The organism is Paenibacillus sp. 2KB_20, from assembly GCF_052115765.1.
Lineage (GTDB): Bacteria > Bacillota > Bacilli > Paenibacillales > Paenibacillaceae > Paenibacillus_AQ.
The window spans coordinates 290,975-308,203 of sequence record NZ_JBFRHH010000003.1 but is presented as its reverse complement, the minus strand read 5'-3'; the positions used below and the strand labels follow the sequence as shown (position 1 = coordinate 308,203).

Here is a 17,229-nt window from a genome sequence, read left to right as displayed (position 1 = left end):
TCTTAGGATTACATGGCATTGCGAATTGGAATCATAGGCACAGGCTGGTTTAGCAAAGTACATGCAGATATATTATCCAACATGGACGGAGTACAAGTTGCTGCTTTTGTCGGGACAAGTCAGGAGAAGGCGGCACGAGCGGTGCAGGGCTATGCCTCGGCCAAGGCGTATAGCAACACTGAGCAGATGCTGGATGAAACCAAGCCCGATGCGGTTTATATCTGCGTTCCGCCGTTTGCGCATGGAGAGATCGAATCCCAGCTCGTGCAGAGGGGCATTCCTTTTCTGGTTGAGAAGCCGCTAAGCACTAACCTCGATACGCCAAGGCAGATTCTGCATGGCGTGAAGAAGGCCGGCTTGATTACGTCCGCAGGGTACCATTTCCGTTATACGGATGCAGCCATGAAGGCTGCCGAGATGCTGGAAAGCCGGAAGATCGGGATGGCGCTTGGCTACTGGATGGGAGACATGCCGCAGGTGTACTGGTGGAGACAACAGGAAGGCTCCGGGGGGCAATTTATCGAGCAAACCACTCATATGGTAGACCTGCTTCGCTGCCTGCTTGGTGAAGTGGATGAAGTGTATGCGGCGTTCGCCCATAGAGCCATGAAGGACATTCATGAGGGGGTCACGGTACACGACGTGGGTACCGTGACGCTGAAATTAAAGAGCGGGGCCGTGGCAACGATCTCCAATACCTGCATGCTGCCGGAATCGGATAAGGTAGGCTTGGCCATCTATACGGAGCAGGGAGTCATTGACATTCAACCCGATAAACTCATCGTCAAGGAAAAAGGAAGAATGACGGAAATCCGCAATGCAGCTAATCCTTATCTTCGGGAGAATGAAGCTTTCATCCATGGGCTGCGCACGGGCGATGCTTCCGGAATCTTATCGACCTATGAGGATGCCGTCAAAACCATGGAAGTTACCTATGCGGCTTTGCGGTCAGCCGAATCGGGAGTACCGGTGAAGGTCGGGGAAGGATCGACTAACCGTTCAGATTCATAATGATTGCCTTAGGGATGTCCCATAAGATCTTCAGGTCTTATGGGACATCCCTTTTTTCGTTCAAAAAGCGCTCCGTGCACGGCTCGCTCCTTCGATGGGGCAGTCCGGGCGACAATCCATCAACAAGGGAATTCTCGGAGGAATATAGGTGTTTCCCTAATAGGAACCAAGGAAGAGGCCACTCATAATTAAGTTATACGAAGGACGGCACATTGATTCCCCAATCATTGTCATTCAAGCAGAAGGAGTTGAACTGTCCTATGAAACGAAAGTCGGGGCTGAAGTTCTTCAAGAGGATGGAAAGCTATTCTGACAATTGGTCCGTTCTGGAGGAGAAAAGCAGGGAATGGGAAGATATGTACCGCAAGCGCTGGTCGCATGACAAAGTGGTACGGACGACGCATGGCGTGAACTGCACAGGCTCCTGCAGCTGGAAGGTTTTCGTGAAGAACGGGATCATCACTTGGGAAAACCAACAGATTGATTATCCTTCCTCGGCAAGATCAGCAGTGAATTTCCAGACACGAAAATTCTGATCCTAACCATGTATGATGATGATGATTACCTGTTTCATGTTTTAAAAAACGGTGCCTCAGGTTACGTACTGAAAAATGCGCCGGATGATGAATTAATCTCCGCCATCCGCATGGTGCATAAGGGAGGGACCTATATCCATCCCCAGATGGCTACTTCCCTGGTTCGGGAGTTTATTAAGAAAGATAGCGAGAGCGCGGAGCAGGATCCGTTTAACAGTCTGTCCAAACGGGAGATTGAGATCCTGCCCCTGATCGCCAAGGGTTATGGCAATAAGGAGATTGCGGAAAAACTTTTTGTATCGGTCAAGACGGTGGAAGCGCACAAGGCCAAAATTATGGACAAGCTGAATTTGAAAAGCCGCCCGAAGTTAGTGGAATATGCATTGAAGAAAAAATTGCTGGATTTTTAGTCCTTACGTATATAAAAGGGCGCAATAAAGGGTTGTTGCTTTAAGGAATAGGGAAGTTCCCCGGAGAGATTCAGGGAACTTCCCTATTAGCATTGTGAATAGGTGCACGTACAATAGGAGCTGGGGATCAATTGCCATTCATTACGCTTTAGAAAAGGTGATGGAAATGATCAAAAAGCTGCAGCTTCCGCTGCAAACAATGAATCTGGTGCTTGGCTTTATGGTATGGGTCATCATCTCCGCGCTCTTGCCGTTTATTCGAGAAGATATCTCCATTCCGGCAGACCGGCTCGCTATTCTGACGGCTATTCCGGTGGTGCTGGGTTCGGTCCTCTGGATTCCGCTTGGCTATTACGCCAATGTCGTGGGAGCACGAATTGTTTTTATCGTCAGCTTTATCCTGCTGCTGTTTCCGGTTTATTTTATCAGCTCGGCTTCATCCTTTACGCATTTGGTCATCGGTGGCTTGTTTCTGGGGATCGGAGGGGCCGTGTTCTCGGTCGGTGTGACCTCATTGCCTAAATACTATGCGAAAGAAAAGCTGGGACTCGTAAATGGGATTTACGGGATGGGCAACATTGGCACTGCCATTACCACGTTTGCTGCACCGGTCATCGCGACTCAGATCGGATGGTCCAAAACCGTCCAGCTGTATTTAGTACTGCTGCTGATATTTGCCGTGCTAAATGCACTCTTAGGTGACCGTAAAGATGTGGGTACCTTCAGCGATATTACTTATTATCCGCCTGGCCGTTGTTCGAATGGCTGAAGATATGAATCAGGATGGGTATGAGCTGATGGATTGGAGAGGGAGAGACGCATGAAAAAGACGAGGATTGTCATCCCACGGGAGCATGGTGGCTGGGCTATGGTCAGTGTACCCTATATCATAGGAATGGCGGCAGCCAAGCCGGTTCTGCTGCACCTTCCGCTATTTTTGGCCTGGTTATGTTTATACATGGCGTCCTATCCGTTTCTGCAATCCTTATAGAAGACGTCTCAACGTAAAACTTGGATATCCTGGGGGATCGTTTATGCCCTTATCGCCGTTGTTTTTCTGATTCCGGTGCTTGTCTTCAAGCCGTCGATGCTCTGGTTTGCACCTGTGCTGCTCATCCTGATCATGGTGAATGTTTGGCATGTTCTTCAGAAAGTGGAGCGTGCGCTGTTAAATGATATTTGCGCGATTCTGTTGTTCTGTACCGGAGGTGCCGCTGCTTATATGTTGGAGGGCGGTGGTTTCGATCCGATGCTTGCTGCCGTCATTGTGTATAATTTCCTATATTTCACGGGCACCGTGTTCTTTGTCAAATCGGTATTCCGTGAGCGGAAAAACAGGCGCTGGACGATATACGCAAGAATATATCATGCCGTCATGTTGGTTCTGCCGATCATCTTCGGGAAACCGTGGATGTGTCTGCCATTCGTATTTCCGTTCATTAAGACGTTACTGTATTCCGGAAAAGCAATGAAACCGATGAAGGTCGGAATAATCGAGATTGTGGGTTCCGCCCAGTTTTTATTGCTGTCCATGATCTTGATGTAGTCTGCCGTTTTCATAAAAATCGATTCCATCGTCCATTCTGTTATAATAAGTGAAGGTATACAGAAGGGAACGATGTTCATATGACATATACAGCGCAGCAGGTGGCCGAATGGATGGTGGAGGAAATCCGGTTTACGGGTAATTTGTATCAGACAGAGGCCATCCGCTATGTACGCGAGAACTTCGGGGAAGAGTTTGTTTTCGTTAACGAAAACGGTAATGCCTCACTGTCCAAGGAAGTGAAGAAGGCATTCCGCAAACTGCATGGCGGTCGGATCGCTTGGGATCGTGACGGCTTCATGTGGGCATGGACGTAGGTTTTGCTGTGGAAAAAATAATAAGGGGAAAGGGGGCGGCTTGACGGCCCCCCTGCCTATCATAATGAGAACAGCTGCCTTGAAACCAGGGCAGCTGTTTTCCATCTTGACTTATTTGATTCGGTGAATCGTAAATTGTCCGGTTGAAGCGTGCAGGGCTTTCACAGCCTGCTCCGGGTCCAACTGGCGATGCCGCTCTAGCGCATAACGGAACTCGTAGAAGCCGCCGAGCGTCGCCTTGAAGTTGGTTTCCCAGTAGTTGGTCAATATCCAGGCATACGTGGAAGGACGGCTGTCCGCAGACTGCATGGTGTGGAGCAGCCGGGGGGCGTGCTCCAGCGTTCCCAGCTGTACGAGCGGCGTGTCTGTCATAGACAGGATGAGCGCTTCCCGTTCTTTGGCCGAGTGCCAGAATATTCCCTCTTGGACACTGGTGTAATCCAGGCAGGTTCCGGGAATCTGATCCTTCCATGGCCGGACATGACAGCCGGCTTTTTCTACATATAGCTCGGCTTCAGTGCCCATAGTGAATGGCAAAGCCACGTAAACATTCTCCGGCAGCCAGACGCTGTCCTTGTGGAAGCGGATGGACACCTCGACACGAGGCTGGTTCGCATACATCTTGATGTGTAGGGCATAGTAGCTGAGCCCTTTCACGTCAAAGACCAGCTCCACCAGGGCAAACAGCGGTCCGTTGTCCAGCACGGTGACTCGGGTCAAGCGTCCGGTATCCCGCTGGACGTTCGTGCCCTTCCGGTTGCGTCCCATGCGGCGGCGGGTTGAGCATATTTCGGACGGATTATGCTCATCCTGTGCCGGAGTTACCTCGTACACGGGGGTGAATGGCGCGTGCTCGCGTGCATCGTCCAGCAGGTCTGCCGAGCGTGTCTTATCGATCCATGCCGTAATGCCTTCGTTCATCTCCCATTCGATCCGGAAGGATTCGGATTCGATCGAACGCTTGCCCACAACGATTGGATATGGAGTTATGGGCTGAGTTTGGATGTCGGCAATTCCTTCGCATGCAATCGGTTCGGTGTTGCGCGCAGTCACCATGTTCCCGGAAGCGGAGAGTGCATCCGGTGTTTCGTGCGGATGGATGTACAAGATCCGGGACTCATCCGGTTTAAGTGAGAGCTGCGTGACAAGCGCCCCCGTATGTGCCAATTGGTATGGTAATGGCTGTCCGGTCGACTCGTCGATGAGCTCGAACTTTTCCTTCAGGATCACGTGTTCCCAACCATCCAGCGGGATGGCGACCTGCAGCGTCGCCGCGGCCGGCTCCGTGTTGATCACCTCGTAGCGCAAGGGACGATGAGGGGCAAGCAGTGCGCCCTGACGGGCAACAAGCGTTTTATCCAGCGCCCGGTAAGCCAGCTTGCTGGCTTCGGCCGCATAGGCTTGCTTCCGCACCTCCAGCATTTGCACCTGCGGGTGCCATGGCTCATACACGGAGGAATGATAGCCCCATGTATGCTCCGCGTACATGGTCAGTGCTTGTGAGGCATCCTCGATCTCGGTCAGGCTTGCCGCACCATGGACCGGATCGAGCCGCTTGACCTTGCGAAGGGTGCGCTGGGCATCCCGGTAAATCTGGGTATGCATCGCTGTTGAAGCCACCCCATCGGTCCACCAGTCCGGCCAATCCCCCCGGTGTACCGGAAGAGCGGACAGGTCCTCCTGTTTCAATGCTGCAAAAAATTCGGACAGCGTAGCCATCTTAATGGTGATTTGGTCGCCGTATTGTTCATTCCAATTCGTAATCCACTCCGCGATATCCGCATTCGGGGATGCATTGTCCGTGCCTAAGCCGGAGACCATGACCGGAACGAAGGAATAGGGGTAGGATTCCTGCTCGAGATTCCATAAATACCGGTTAATCCGTAAAGCAGCGATGTCGTTATGACGTTGTTCAGGCTCCATCAGGTTATGCTGAAGCTCGTCTTTGATGATGTATTTACCCAGTGCATCCGGACAGAACCCGAGCTCGTTGCCGAACATATAATGTTCGCCGTTCCAAACAAGCAGCTTGCCGCCACTTGGACTTTCCCACCAGAACGGCGTTTGTTTGCGGCCCAGCGGATACATGCCGTGATGCGTATGGATGCAGGAAAACAGGTGCTCGATGTTATGTTGCAGCAGGCTTTCGGCATACCCCCAGCTGTACCCGTTAATGTCGGCGGTCATGGCGCTGTCGATCCGATGTCCGAAGGTCTCCGCGAACCTTTGCGCCTTGCCGTGATTCCGCAGAAGGAGGTCGAAATCCGGGAGCTCGGTCATATTGAGATAGGTTCCGGACAGTTCGATATCGCCACGTTTCACCGCTTGTTGAAAAGCTTCTTTCTCTGCCGGAGTTGCTGCTTCGAGAAATTTCTCCACGGCCCAGAAGGTCTCGCAGGTCCAGCGGAATGTTTTCCATTCCGGGCGCTCCCCGCGGTGTGCGGCTTCCGTGATGTCTAGTGCCTGGCGGATAAAATCCACATGGTACTGCTCAATTCTTTCTTGGCGCTCGGTGTAGCCGATATCTGTGTGGGAATGATGGATGACATAGATCGTCCAGGGGCGGGCGGGTCGATGACCGCCTTGCGTGGATAGGTTCATAATATTGGTGACCTCCTATAAATTAATTGGGAGCGGAAACATGATGATCCGAATCCCCGAATAACTTCTCAATGCCGTTAAACACAGCCGCCGTTCCATCTGCGAGACTGTGAACCGGAACGGCATGCCTGCCTAAAGCTAGCTGGATTTCCCTTTCCCATAAGGGCAAGCTGTACGAGATTTGTCCGCCTAGCACTAGGCGGCTAGGTTTGAACTCGGATAGATAAGGGAGAAGCATCTCTCCTAGCTTGGTGCCGTATTCCCGGAATACATCCTGAGCTTGCGTGTTACCGCCCTTGGCTGCTTCAGCGAGGTCGGCTACATCGATCCCGTCGGTCAGGAGACCCCGCTTCGAAGCCATGTTCAGAATGCCCCTTCTGCCGAAATAGCTGTCCACGATGTGATCCCGGTAAGGCTCCGCAAACAGCATTCCGCTGCTTGGGATACCGTGTCTACCGGCTACGATTTGACCATTCTCCACAAAGGCAGAGCCAAGGCCTGTACCGAGCGTAAGGCATAGGAGACGCTCCGATGGGAACCGGATGGAGGCCCCAAGCCCGAACATGAAGGCGTCATTCCCGAACCGGATATCGGCCGCAGTCAGACGATTCATTGTGACACCCGGGAAGGATGGCTTGAGTCTCTGAAATTCGAAACGGAGCAGATCCCGAACCGACAGCTTGAACAGGGCTTCATATTTGCCGATGCCTTGAAGAAGCGCGATGCCCTTTGCATAATCGAAGGGCCCCGGAAAAGCAAAGCCGATCCGGATCGAATCGTAATAATCCAATGGCCGGAAGGCCGAAGCGTAATAGGTGATCAAATCATGACAGGCTTGAGCAAAGCTGACGATTGTATCCGCCGCGGCTCCTTGGGATTCTGAAGGCCGGGTTAGGAACGAGCCGGGGATTAGCTGCCCGTTCACGATGAGAGCTCCCTTCAACGCAGTGCCGCCAGCATCGAGCGCGATCGTGATAGGGGCAGGAGAAGGCACGCTTTCTGGATCGGCGCTATCATTGCGGCTCATTGAAACTCCCCGCTTTCGGTTGCCCAGTGAGGCGGAAGAAGCGGAAGATTCCACTCCGGATTGACTCTGGCGGCGATCAAGGTGCACGGGGAGCCGGACAGGTTCTCCAGACGGTATTCTCCCACACATGCCGGGACGATGTAGGATTCCGCATAACCCCATTCAACGGCCGCACCCTCGTCCGCTACTGGTACAAGGCGGACACGTTCACCTTCCACAAGGTTGTACATGACGAATTCTCCTTGTGTGTCTGCATTCCATGTTTCATGCAGGGTCAGCCTGCTAACCTGGAATAGCAGATCATCCCGTTGACCGAGCAGTTCCTCCGCACTACGGCCTTGACGGCTTATGACGGTTGGCTGGGCGATAAGTTCGCTTTCTACCGCTGACGTATTCATGGCGTCATTGATATTGTGGCGTGCATGCTCAGGGTTCATCGGGCGCGGCTTGCCATCTGCGTCCATCCGTAAGTAATCGTAGATCTTGAACGTGAACCACCAGGTGGTTGAGGAGATTTCCAGCACCAGATTATCCCTGCCAGAGCAGTGGACCGTGCCTGGTGGAATGAGGTAAAGATCCCCTGTTTGCGAATCGTACTCGTTAACGTAGTCGGAGAGCTGAAGCGGCTTTTCCTGAAGCTGGGCGTCTTCCACTGCTTCAAGCAGACGTCCGCCGCTAATTCCTTCCTTCAGCCCGAGATACACCTTGGCTCCCGGGGCATTCCGCATGATGTAGTACGACTCTTGCTGCGTCATATGTTCATTGAACCGTGACTCGGCATATTCTTGCAGCGGATGCACCTGCAGTGATAGCTCGCCGCCCTGCATCGTATCCAGATAATCAAACCGGATCGGGAAATAATCGCCGAATAGCCTGACATTACGCGTTCCCATGATCTCTTGAGGCGCTGCCTCCATCAGCAATGTGAACGGAATCTCGAAGGTGATATCCTGCACGCACAGCAGAAGCGTATTCTCGGGAGCGATGGGCTCAAAGCTCCAGGCGCAGTTCGGCCATTCGTCGGGAAGGCCGCATAATTCCTTAAGGTATTGACCACCCCATATTCCCGGGGCAAAAAACGGCTTGACCCGAAACGGCTGCTGACTCGCTTTATGCAGTACGTTTGCCAAGGTTGCTGTCGGCAGCCACACCGGCTCTTCCGGACGATTGAAGTCCATGTAGAACGCTTTATTGTCCGAGCGTTCGGCATGGGTATAATGGGCTAACCAGTCACGACGGTAAGTCTCCCAGACGGGCCATTCGAGAAATAAACAATTCTTGTAAGTCTCAACCTTGTCGTGGGAGATGCCCAAGCCGAAGCTGCCCATATGCCGGGCATGACGCCGCTGCTGGTTTTCGCGGGAGTAATCGGCGTAGAAACGAAGGTCGGGGGTCCGGCCTTCAAGCAGCGAAGCGCCGGGTCCGTGCAGTACGTATATGCCGCGCATCGCGTCAGATTCAAGCGCACTTTTTTTCAAGGCAGACCGTGCGTCCTGTTGAAAATATTGAATGGGACGTACATCGGTTGCTTTATAGCCGAATGCCCGGTTGTCAGTCAGATAAGGAGCCATCTCGGCCCGGAGCTCGGCTTCGGGTTTGACATAATCGGACGTGGAATCGCATGAGAAGGTGATCCCTTCTTGCTCACAGGTTTGCTGAAGCTTTGCCAGAAGTTTATCGAAATCCGCGCCGTGTGTTCCGTCAAGCGTAATGAAGATACTGCTCTTTTCTTGCACTTCATGCTGGGATTTTTGTTTGTAGGTCGATAGGATCAACGAACACCATGAGTCGATCCCGCTCTTCATGAATTGGGGTCCGTTTCGAAAGTCCAAGTGGTTGATCGGGTGTGATTGAAAGGCTGTTGCAGGTTTCATGGATAGATGGATCCTCCCTTCCGGAATGTCTGTTACGACTTCATTGTAGAAGGCAAGGGAGGATCCGTCTTTATAAAAAGAGGAAGTGTTTTTGTACGATCAGGACATCGACGTCTCTAGCCGCTAAAGCTCGGAGTCGTAACGACCTTCCGAAAACTGCGACCGCCGGAAGCGGGCCGGGGTTACACCAAGCTTAGATGTAAACACCCGGGTGAAGTAGTGCACGGACTCGAATCCGCAAGAGATGGCAATCTCTTTGATCTGCCGGTCTGTATTCAGAAGCAGGTGTTTAGCCTGCTGCACACGCTGCTCCTGCACATAATGAACAAAGGATTGATGTCCGTATTTCCGGAACAGTCTTGTCAAATGACGGGTCGTAACGTGAAGATGGCCAGCCACCCGCTCCAGCGAGAGCGGCTCGCCCAGATTATCCTTGATAAACAATTCGGCCTGATGAAACATCGACGCTCCTTCTTCGTTTGCTCCACCATCGGAAGGTTCTTGGTAGAAACCGGGGCCGTGGGCTGCCAGAATCGATAATATGAGTGAAATAGCCATGCTGTTCAGCATATGCGGCGGGTGCTGCTTACCGCCAGAGCCCGACTGAAACACGGATAACAGCGAAAGCCACAAGAGTCCGGGCGCTTGCCCGGCACCTTCCTGAAGCACCGGAATGCCTTGGCTGGCTAACCTTCGGAAAGCAGCCGTATGGAAATCGTTGTTTGCCGATTCATCCAGCTCAAAGGCAACATAACATAAGGCCAAGCCTTCTCTGCTCTTAATTTGGTGCTGGACCCCCGGCCTTGAGAGAAACAGGGTGCCTGGATGAAGATGGAACTCTGTCTCGTTTTCGATATACGATCCACGGCCTGTCAACACGTAACAGGCTTCAAAAAAAGAATGCCTATGCTCCGTATTATCGTAGTGGCGCGGCATAAATCCCCAGTAGTGAATCCGGATGCTTAGTTCCTGCTGATCGATACGGTTCAGGGTTCGGTTTAATATGGAATTGGCCCGTTTAAATAACGGGATGAAAGTTTCGTCATTGATTTGCATGGGAGATGGTGCTCCTTCTGGGAATTGGCAAATATGTCTACCAAGAGTATAGGACTAAATAGTAGTTATGATCACTCTCTATTTTATATCACAGATAAGTTTTATTGAAAAAATGGGTATAGTGATGTAATGCATAGACAGCTACACATGTTCTTCATAAGTAGCTGCTATGCTATGAACATTCAATATAAGAGAGGAGTTCATCATATGTCAGCTAAGAAACGATGGAAGCCGCTTATTCTGGTTGCGTTAGCATCCCTCATCCTCATACTGGGTGCCTGCGGTAATACGAAAAGCGCAAACCCCGATAACAAGGAAAACACGGAGGCCACCGGGAACATGGATAACATGGATCATGGCAGCATGAACCATTCCGGCTCGGGGGAGGTTCCGGAAGGGTTGAAGTCGGCAGAGAATCCAACCTATGCGGTGGGCACCGAAGCGATCATTGAATCCGACCACATGCCCGGAATGAAGGGGGCAAAAGCAACGATTGTCGGGGCGTACGATACGACGGTGTACACGATATCGTATACGCCGACGAGCGGCGGACCCGAAGTAAAGGATCATAAATGGGTGATTCATGAGGAGATGAAGGATGCCGGGAAGGAGCCCCTAAAGCCTGGAACGGAAGCCGTCGTGAATGCGGATCATATGGAGGGAATGAAGGGAGCCACTGCCGTTATCGATTCCGCCGAACAAACGACGGTCTATATGGTGGATTTCACGACGACAACCGGCGAAGAAGTTAAGAACCATAAGTGGGTGACGGAAAGCGAGCTGGCCCCCGTACAATAGAAGTTTTATGAAAAAAAGAAAACAATCGTTCTCTATACATGAGAGCGATTGTTTTTCTATGCATATGGCCGTACGGTTCAGCTTTCTTTGATCTGCTTCAGTGCGTCCGTCACTTCCGGATAGCGAAACTGGAAGCCGTGACGTTGGGCCTTAGCCGGCAGGATACGCTGGCCCTTTAAAAGAATGAGCGACATTTCGCCCAGGATGGCTTGGAGCATGAAAGCAGGCAGGGGGAGCCAGTGCGGACGGTGATAGACCTTGGCGATGCTCCTGCCGAATTCATCGTTCGTGACCGCATGCGGGGAAGCCGCATTCACGACTCCGGATATGTCCTCGTGCAGGATGCAATAATCGATGAGTTCCACGATATCGTCGATATGTATCCAGGAGAGCCATTGCTTGCCGCTGCCGATCTTGCCGCCTACGCCTAGTTTATAGGGCAGCAGCATTTTGGGAAGGGCTCCGCTTTTACCTCCCAGAACAACGCTGATGCGCAGCTTAATTAACCGGTCAACCGGGATGCGGTCGGCCGCTTGCTCCCATTGCAACACAACCTCCGACGGGAAATCCATTACCGTGGCAGGACTTTCCTCATCAAATGTTTCAAACTCGGATGTGCCGTAAATGGCCATCGCCGAAGCTTGAACTACGACCGGAGGTTTATGCTCCAGGCGGTCCATCAGTTCGGCTACGGAGGAGACGGTTCGTTGTCTTAACTGAAGGATTCTCTGCTTGCCTGCTTGCGTCCAGCGCTGACTAAGGGAAGAGCCAGCTAGGTTAACGATGGCATCCAAATCCTCAAACCGCTCGGGATGGGACTTCATCTCATCCCAGGTCAGATAGGATATAGGCCCGTCTTGTTGGCGATGGGGAGGAACTTCCGGCTTCGATCTTGTGACGATGATAACGTCATGTCCATCGCGCTGCCAACGCGAACACAATGCCTGCCCAATGAAACCGGTGCCTCCGCAAATGGCTATTCTCATATGAACCTCCTTATACTTTTAATTTGTCCTGAACATTATACAATCCATTATACAAAAAATGCGGTATGATTCCGTTATATGATTTTTCGGTCATTACTTCATTTTGTTCATGATTTAAATGGTAAGGGGTGCGGGATGGGACTTATAGAAAAACTTCAAACTTTGATCATCATGGGCGCGGTGGCAATCGGGCTGTTATTGGGGCAGTTTCCGGTTGTTTCGGAATATGCAGACTACGGGATCGTTCCTTTTTTGCTGTTGATGTTGTATGGATTGTTCTTGACGATACCGCTGCAGCAGTTAAGAGAGGCGTTCAAGAACATCAAGTTTCTGGGGGCGAGCACCGCCATTAATTTTATCTGGACGCCGCTGCTTGCTTGGGGACTCGGCGCTGTTTTTCTGTCGGATCACCCGGCGCTTTGGATCGGATTCATTATGTTGATGGTGACCCCATGTACCGACTGGTATTTGGTGTTTACCTCGATTGCCAAGGGGAACGTGCCCTTGTCAACATCGGTGCTGCCCATTAATCTGATCCTCCAGGTGCTGCTGCTTCCGCTATATTTGCTCTTGTTCTCCGGTACGATCGAAACGATATCGCTGGAAACATTGATCGAAAGCGTGCTGCTTGTGCTTGTAGTTCCGTTCACTCTTGCACATCTCACCCGTTTCTTGCTGAGAGCGAAGAAAGAGGCGCTGGAGCACAAGGTGCTGCCATTTTTTGGCCGGGCACAGATTGTCTTTCTATGTCTTGCCATTGTCGCGATGTTTGCGTCACAAGGGTCATACTTATTGAATCATATGGACATGATTTATATTCTCATTGTTCCGATCTTGATTTATTTTATAATGAATTACACGCTGGGCAGCGTAGTGGGCAGAATGCTGCGTTTCTCTTACGAGGATTCGGTCAGCCTCCATTTAACAATCATTGCCCGGAACTCCCCGGTAGCTCTCGCGATCGCCGTGACGGCCTTTCCGGAACAGCCCGTGATTGCTCTAGCCTTGGTCATCGGCCCGTTGATCGAACTGCCCGTGCTTGCTGTTGTCTCTCAGCTGCTGCTTCTATCAAGAAGAATGAAAGTGAAGTCGATTAAATAACTGTGCTCAGACCCTATCAGGAAAGTGGCTCGGTGAATCGCAGTATCAGGATAAGCTGCAAAGCTTGAGTGAGAGAGGAACCAGAAAAACAGTTTGCCGCACCCATTGTTATTTGAGCCAGGGGGTGAACAAACTGTTTTTTTATGCAATTGCAAGTCTGTTTCGGATCGTCACGCAAACGCTTGCCTTACGATCCCAACGGCCTGGTCCAGTTCCGCTTTGGTGATGATGAGCGGAGGGGCGAAGCGGATAATGGATTCATGGGTTTCTTTGCAGAGCAAACCGAGATCCTTTAGTGTCTCGCAGTAGGTTCTGGCTGGAACCTTCAGTTCCATGCCGATGAATAGGCCCCTGCCGCGCACCTCCTGAATATCGCGATGCCGGATGGATCGAAGCTGCTGAAGAAAATATTCGCCGAGCTCTTTGGAGCTGCCTTCCAGCCCTTCCTCCAGGAATACATCCATGGAAGCGATGGCCACCGCGCAGCCGAGGGGATTCCCGCCGAAGGTGGAGCCGTGGGACCCCGGCTCGAATACACCGAGAATATCGGCGTCCGCCGCCACGGCAGAGACTGGGAAAACACCGCCGCCCAGCGCTTTTCCGAGGATGTACATATCCGGCATGACATCCTCCCAGTCGCAGGCAAAACGTTTTCCTGTCCTGCCGAAGCCGGTCTGGATTTCGTCCGCAAGCAGAAGAACGCGATGCTGCTTGCACAGCTCCATTGCGCCGCTAAGGTATCCGTCAGGAGGGATAATGATGCCGGATTCTCCCTGGATCGGCTCTACAAGAAAGGCGGCCGTATTCGGTGAGATGGCCTGCTTCAGCGCTTCCAGGTCGCCATAGGGGATGACTTTGAAGCCCGGCGTGAAAGGGCCGAAGTCTTCCCGATATTCGCTGGATGAGGAGAAGGAAGTGACGGTGATGGTGCGGCCGTGGAAATTCCCTTCGCAGACGATGATTTCGGCCTGATTGGCCGGTATGCCTTTCTTCCGGTAAGCATAGCGGCGTGCTGCCTTGAGTGCCGTCTCAACAGCCTCGGCCCCCGTATTCATGGGAAGAATCATGTCTTTGTGGGTGAAAGCAGACAGCTTCTCGTAAAACTCGCCCAGTTGATCATGATGGAATGCGCGCGAAGTCAGTGTCACCTTATCTGCTTGTTCCTTTAAAGCGCCGATTATTCGGGGATGACAATGACCTGCATTCAGCGCCGAGTAGGCACTTAACATATCGATGTACCGCTTGCCGTCCGAATCCGTCACATGGATGCCTGCAGCTTTGGCAATGACAATGGGTAGCGGGTGGTAGTTTCTCGCACCGTACCTGTCGGCTTTCTCGATATGTGGGTTTGAAGGGTCCATAGTGTAACCTCCTTGGGAGTCTTAAGAAACCTAGCCGGCGACTGGCACCGGATACCGCGCCAAAAAAGCCTCTCATAATCAAGTATGAGGACGCGTCACAAGATGCTTTCGCCCAGCATGGAGCCGATTAAGCCGACTAGCAGCCGGGACGTTGTCTGTCCGCGGTCCAGCAGCGGGTTGTTCTCCACGAATTCAGCCGAGGTCAGAATAGCGGATTCCGACAGCATCTCCATGGCCAGATGCGCTTCCCGGTAACTGAGTCCGCCCTGAACCGGCGTTCCCGTTCCAGGTGCGATTTTCGGATCGACACTATCGATATCGAAGGAGAGGTGAACGCCATCCGTGCCCGTTGACGCTATTCGGATAGCCTCCTTCATGACTCGGAACATGCCGATGCGGTCGATGTCCTGCATCGTGAAGCAGGTAATGCCTTCCCGACGGATGAAATCCCGTTCGCCCTGATCGAGGGAACGAGCGCCAATGAGCACTACATGCTCCGGCTTGATCGTTGATTTTACGCCGCCGATCGATGTTAGCCGCGCATCGCCTCTTCCCAAGCTGACAGCCAGCGACATGCCGTGGATATTGCCGCTTGGAGTTGTATCCGGCGTATTGAGATCGGAGTGAGCATCAATCCAGATGACGCCCAGGCTTTGATAGTGCCGGGTAAGCCCGGCTAGAGTGCCGATTGCAATGCTATGGTCACCGCCAAGGACAAGCGGGAAGACGCCCGATTGTGCCAGGGCAGACACATGAGCTGCAAGCTGCTCGTTAATCGTTATGACTTCTTTCAGATGTTTTAATTGAGGATCGTGCGTTTCATCCTTGTGTTCGGGGAGTCCAGCAAGGTCATCGACCTGGTAGGATACACCGAGCATGTCAAGCTTGCGTTTCAAGCCGGCTCCGAAAATCGCATTCGGTCCCTGGCTTGCGCCGCGGCGGGTAGCACCCCGGTCAAACGGCACCGGGACGATGGTTACGGTGGACGGAAGATTTCTCATCATAGGCTCACCTCCACTTTGTATCAGTGTATTCAGGAGCCCGGCTAAGTGATTTGGGCAAACCCCTATACAAGCTGATCCAATATGGAAAGTTGAGGTGAAGCTGCCATCAGAAAAATACCCCTGATGCATGATTCATAGGGCACCGCGGGGGGCCTTATGATCCTGTATCAAGGGTTGCAATTCGTTCATATATGACAGTATATGAGGTCTGTCTTCCGAGAAAGTACGTCGATCGACGTTTATTTCACCGTTTTATTATAGGTTTCGATCTTGGAGCTGATCTCCTGAGCGGCTTTGTCCAGTGCTTCCTGCGCCGTTTTTTGACCGTTCAGCACTTCCTCGATGGCCGTTTCCGTCAGCTGGCGGGCTTCAGGGAACACGCCCATGACAGCGCCTTGCGTTGCCAGGTTGGCCGTCGTTTGATGCAATTGATCCACGGCCGTCTGGAATTGCGGATATTTCTCCAGGTTTTCCTTTACCAGGGTCTCTTCGTAAGCTTTAGTTGTTACCGGGAAGTAACCTGTGTTGACATGCCAGTAGGCTTGCGTTTGCGGCTCGGCCAAATATTTCATGAATTCCCAGGCTGCCTGCTGCTCTTCTTCCGATTTGTTGTTCATCAGCCACAGGCTTGCACCGCCGATAATAACGCCGCCTTCGCCGCCGTCAGCCGGTTTGGGCAGGAACGCCGTACCGACTTCGAATTTGCCTTCCGCTGCGCTGACGATTCCGCGGAGGGAAGCCGTCGAGTCCAGCGTCATGGCAATTTGACCTGCTGCAAATGCTTTTTTGGTGTCGTCCGTTTTACGTCCCAGGTTCAAGAGCACCTTATCGTCCAGCATTTGCTTCCACCATTCCAGCGTCTTCACGGCAGCGCCGCTGTTGACCTGCGAAGCGGTTGCCGGAGAAGTGCGGCCATTGCCGTTGTTCAGCAGCTCAACGCCTTGATTCGCAAGGAATTGTTCCATGAGCCAGCCATAGATGGCGAAGGATGCGCCGGTTTGGCTGCCTTTTGTCAGCGCTTTTGCCGCTTCCGCTACCTCTTCGTAGGTTTTGGGAGGGTTTTCCGGGTCGAGACCCGCCGCTTTAAAAGCGTCCTTGTTGTAATACAGAATCGGGTTGGAGGAGTTAAACGGCATGGAGTACAATTTGTTGTCGAATGTATAGTAATTTTTGATATTCGGTTCCAAGGAGGAAATGTCGTATGCTTCAGCATCCATGAAGTCCTGAACCGGACGGATGGCCTTGGTATCCATCATGAAACGACTGCCGATTTCGTACACCTGGATCATGCTTGGACCGCTCTTTGATCCCAAGGAGGCCTTCAGCTTGTTCAAGCTTTCATCATACGTTCCTTGAAACACGCCCTCAACCTGAATATCCTTGTGGGCCGCATTAAAATCGGAGATCAGCTTGTCCGCGACAGTCCCGAGCTCCCCGCTCATGGAATGCCACCACACAACCTTAACAGGATCTTTGGCTGGCTCGCTGCCGGCAGCAACGGTCGTTTCTCCAGCGGCTGGCGTATTGCTGCAAGCGGCGCTGATCAGCATGAAGCAGGAAAGCAGGAGCAGCGCGAAGGACCTTTTACCAAAACGTTTCAT

Annotated in this window: 12 protein-coding genes and 4 pseudogenes; 8 read left to right on the top strand and 8 right to left on the bottom strand. The window is 52.2% G+C overall.

All coding sequences use genetic code 11. The annotated features are described in order from the left end of the window. Positions 1-12 precede the first annotated feature (12 nt). From AB4124_RS10755 to AB4124_RS10730, 6 genes and pseudogenes are all read left to right on the top strand, one after another. Complete coding sequence (locus AB4124_RS10755) at positions 13-1,011, top strand: Gfo/Idh/MocA family protein (RefSeq protein WP_441972813.1); 999 nt, start codon at positions 13-15, stop codon at positions 1,009-1,011. Positions 1,012-1,271: 260 nt separating this feature from the next. Further along, a pseudogene (locus tag AB4124_RS10750) lies at positions 1,272-1,538 on the top strand (nitrate reductase Z subunit alpha); the annotation flags it as partial. Next, positions 1,511-1,957: pseudogene (locus tag AB4124_RS10745) on the top strand (LuxR C-terminal-related transcriptional regulator); the annotation flags it as partial. The pseudogenes AB4124_RS10750 and AB4124_RS10745, both read left to right, overlap by 28 nt. Before the next feature lie 166 nt (positions 1,958-2,123). Beyond that, positions 2,124-2,669 (top strand): annotated as a pseudogene (locus AB4124_RS10740) (MFS transporter); the annotation flags it as partial. 108 nt (positions 2,670-2,777) lie between these two features. Continuing rightward, positions 2,778-3,503 (top strand): annotated as a pseudogene (locus AB4124_RS10735) (YwiC-like family protein). Positions 3,504-3,583: 80 nt separating this feature from the next. Then, positions 3,584-3,820, top strand: coding sequence for a DUF6953 family protein (locus AB4124_RS10730; RefSeq protein WP_076320777.1), 237 nt, complete (start codon positions 3,584-3,586; stop codon positions 3,818-3,820). Between the two features lie 111 nt (positions 3,821-3,931). Here the strand turns inward: AB4124_RS10730 and AB4124_RS10725 are convergent, their stop codons facing one another. The 4 genes from AB4124_RS10725 to AB4124_RS10710 form a co-directional block, all read right to left on the bottom strand. Continuing rightward, positions 3,932-6,421 carry a glycoside hydrolase gene (locus tag AB4124_RS10725; RefSeq protein WP_441972811.1) on the bottom strand — a complete coding sequence of 830 codons (2,490 nt, stop codon included), beginning with the start codon at positions 6,419-6,421 and terminating at the stop codon, positions 3,932-3,934. Between the two features lie 22 nt (positions 6,422-6,443). Then, a complete protein-coding gene (locus AB4124_RS10720; RefSeq protein WP_430112881.1) occupies positions 6,444-7,448 on the bottom strand; it encodes an ROK family protein in 1,005 nt (334 codons plus the stop codon). Further along, entirely contained in the window at positions 7,445-9,322 is a 1,878-nt protein-coding gene (locus AB4124_RS10715) for a class I mannose-6-phosphate isomerase (RefSeq protein WP_441972809.1), read from the bottom strand. Before AB4124_RS10715 ends, AB4124_RS10720 begins: the two co-directional genes overlap by 4 nt. 123 nt (positions 9,323-9,445) lie before the next feature. Beyond that, a complete protein-coding gene (locus tag AB4124_RS10710) occupies positions 9,446-10,378 on the bottom strand; it encodes an AraC family transcriptional regulator (RefSeq protein ID WP_076320781.1) in 933 nt (310 codons plus the stop codon). 207 nt (positions 10,379-10,585) lie between these two features. Here AB4124_RS10710 and AB4124_RS10705 point away from each other — a divergent pair, with 207 nt between their 5' ends. Next, positions 10,586-11,176 carry a YdhK family protein gene (locus AB4124_RS10705; RefSeq protein ID WP_441972807.1) on the top strand — a complete coding sequence of 197 codons (591 nt, stop codon included), beginning with the start codon at positions 10,586-10,588 and terminating at the stop codon, positions 11,174-11,176. 77 nt (positions 11,177-11,253) lie between these two features. Here AB4124_RS10705 and AB4124_RS10700 read toward each other — a convergent pair whose 3' ends face one another. Beyond that, on the bottom strand, positions 11,254-12,162 hold the full coding sequence (locus tag AB4124_RS10700; protein WP_441972805.1) for a TIGR01777 family oxidoreductase: 909 nt from the start codon (positions 12,160-12,162) through the stop codon (positions 11,254-11,256). A 135-nt stretch (positions 12,163-12,297) separates the two neighbouring features. On the opposite strand from AB4124_RS10700, the gene AB4124_RS10695 reads away from it, so the two are divergent. Next, the gene (locus tag AB4124_RS10695) at positions 12,298-13,263 is read left to right on the top strand and encodes an arsenic resistance protein (RefSeq protein WP_441972803.1); all 966 of its coding nucleotides are present in this window, start codon (positions 12,298-12,300) and stop codon (positions 13,261-13,263) included. Positions 13,264-13,433: 170 nt separating this feature from the next. On the opposite strand, the gene AB4124_RS10690 is transcribed toward AB4124_RS10695, so the two are convergent. The 3 genes from AB4124_RS10690 to AB4124_RS10680 form a co-directional block, all read right to left on the bottom strand. Next, on the bottom strand, positions 13,434-14,624 hold the full coding sequence (locus tag AB4124_RS10690) for an ornithine--oxo-acid transaminase (RefSeq protein ID WP_441972801.1): 1,191 nt from the start codon (positions 14,622-14,624) through the stop codon (positions 13,434-13,436). Between the two features lie 95 nt (positions 14,625-14,719). Then, on the bottom strand, positions 14,720-15,625 hold the full coding sequence (gene rocF, locus AB4124_RS10685) for an arginase (protein WP_430113158.1): 906 nt from the start codon (positions 15,623-15,625) through the stop codon (positions 14,720-14,722). 242 nt (positions 15,626-15,867) lie between these two features. After that, positions 15,868-17,229 (bottom strand): extracellular solute-binding protein, encoded by a 1,362-nt coding sequence (locus AB4124_RS10680; protein WP_441972799.1) that lies wholly within the window; start codon positions 17,227-17,229, stop codon positions 15,868-15,870.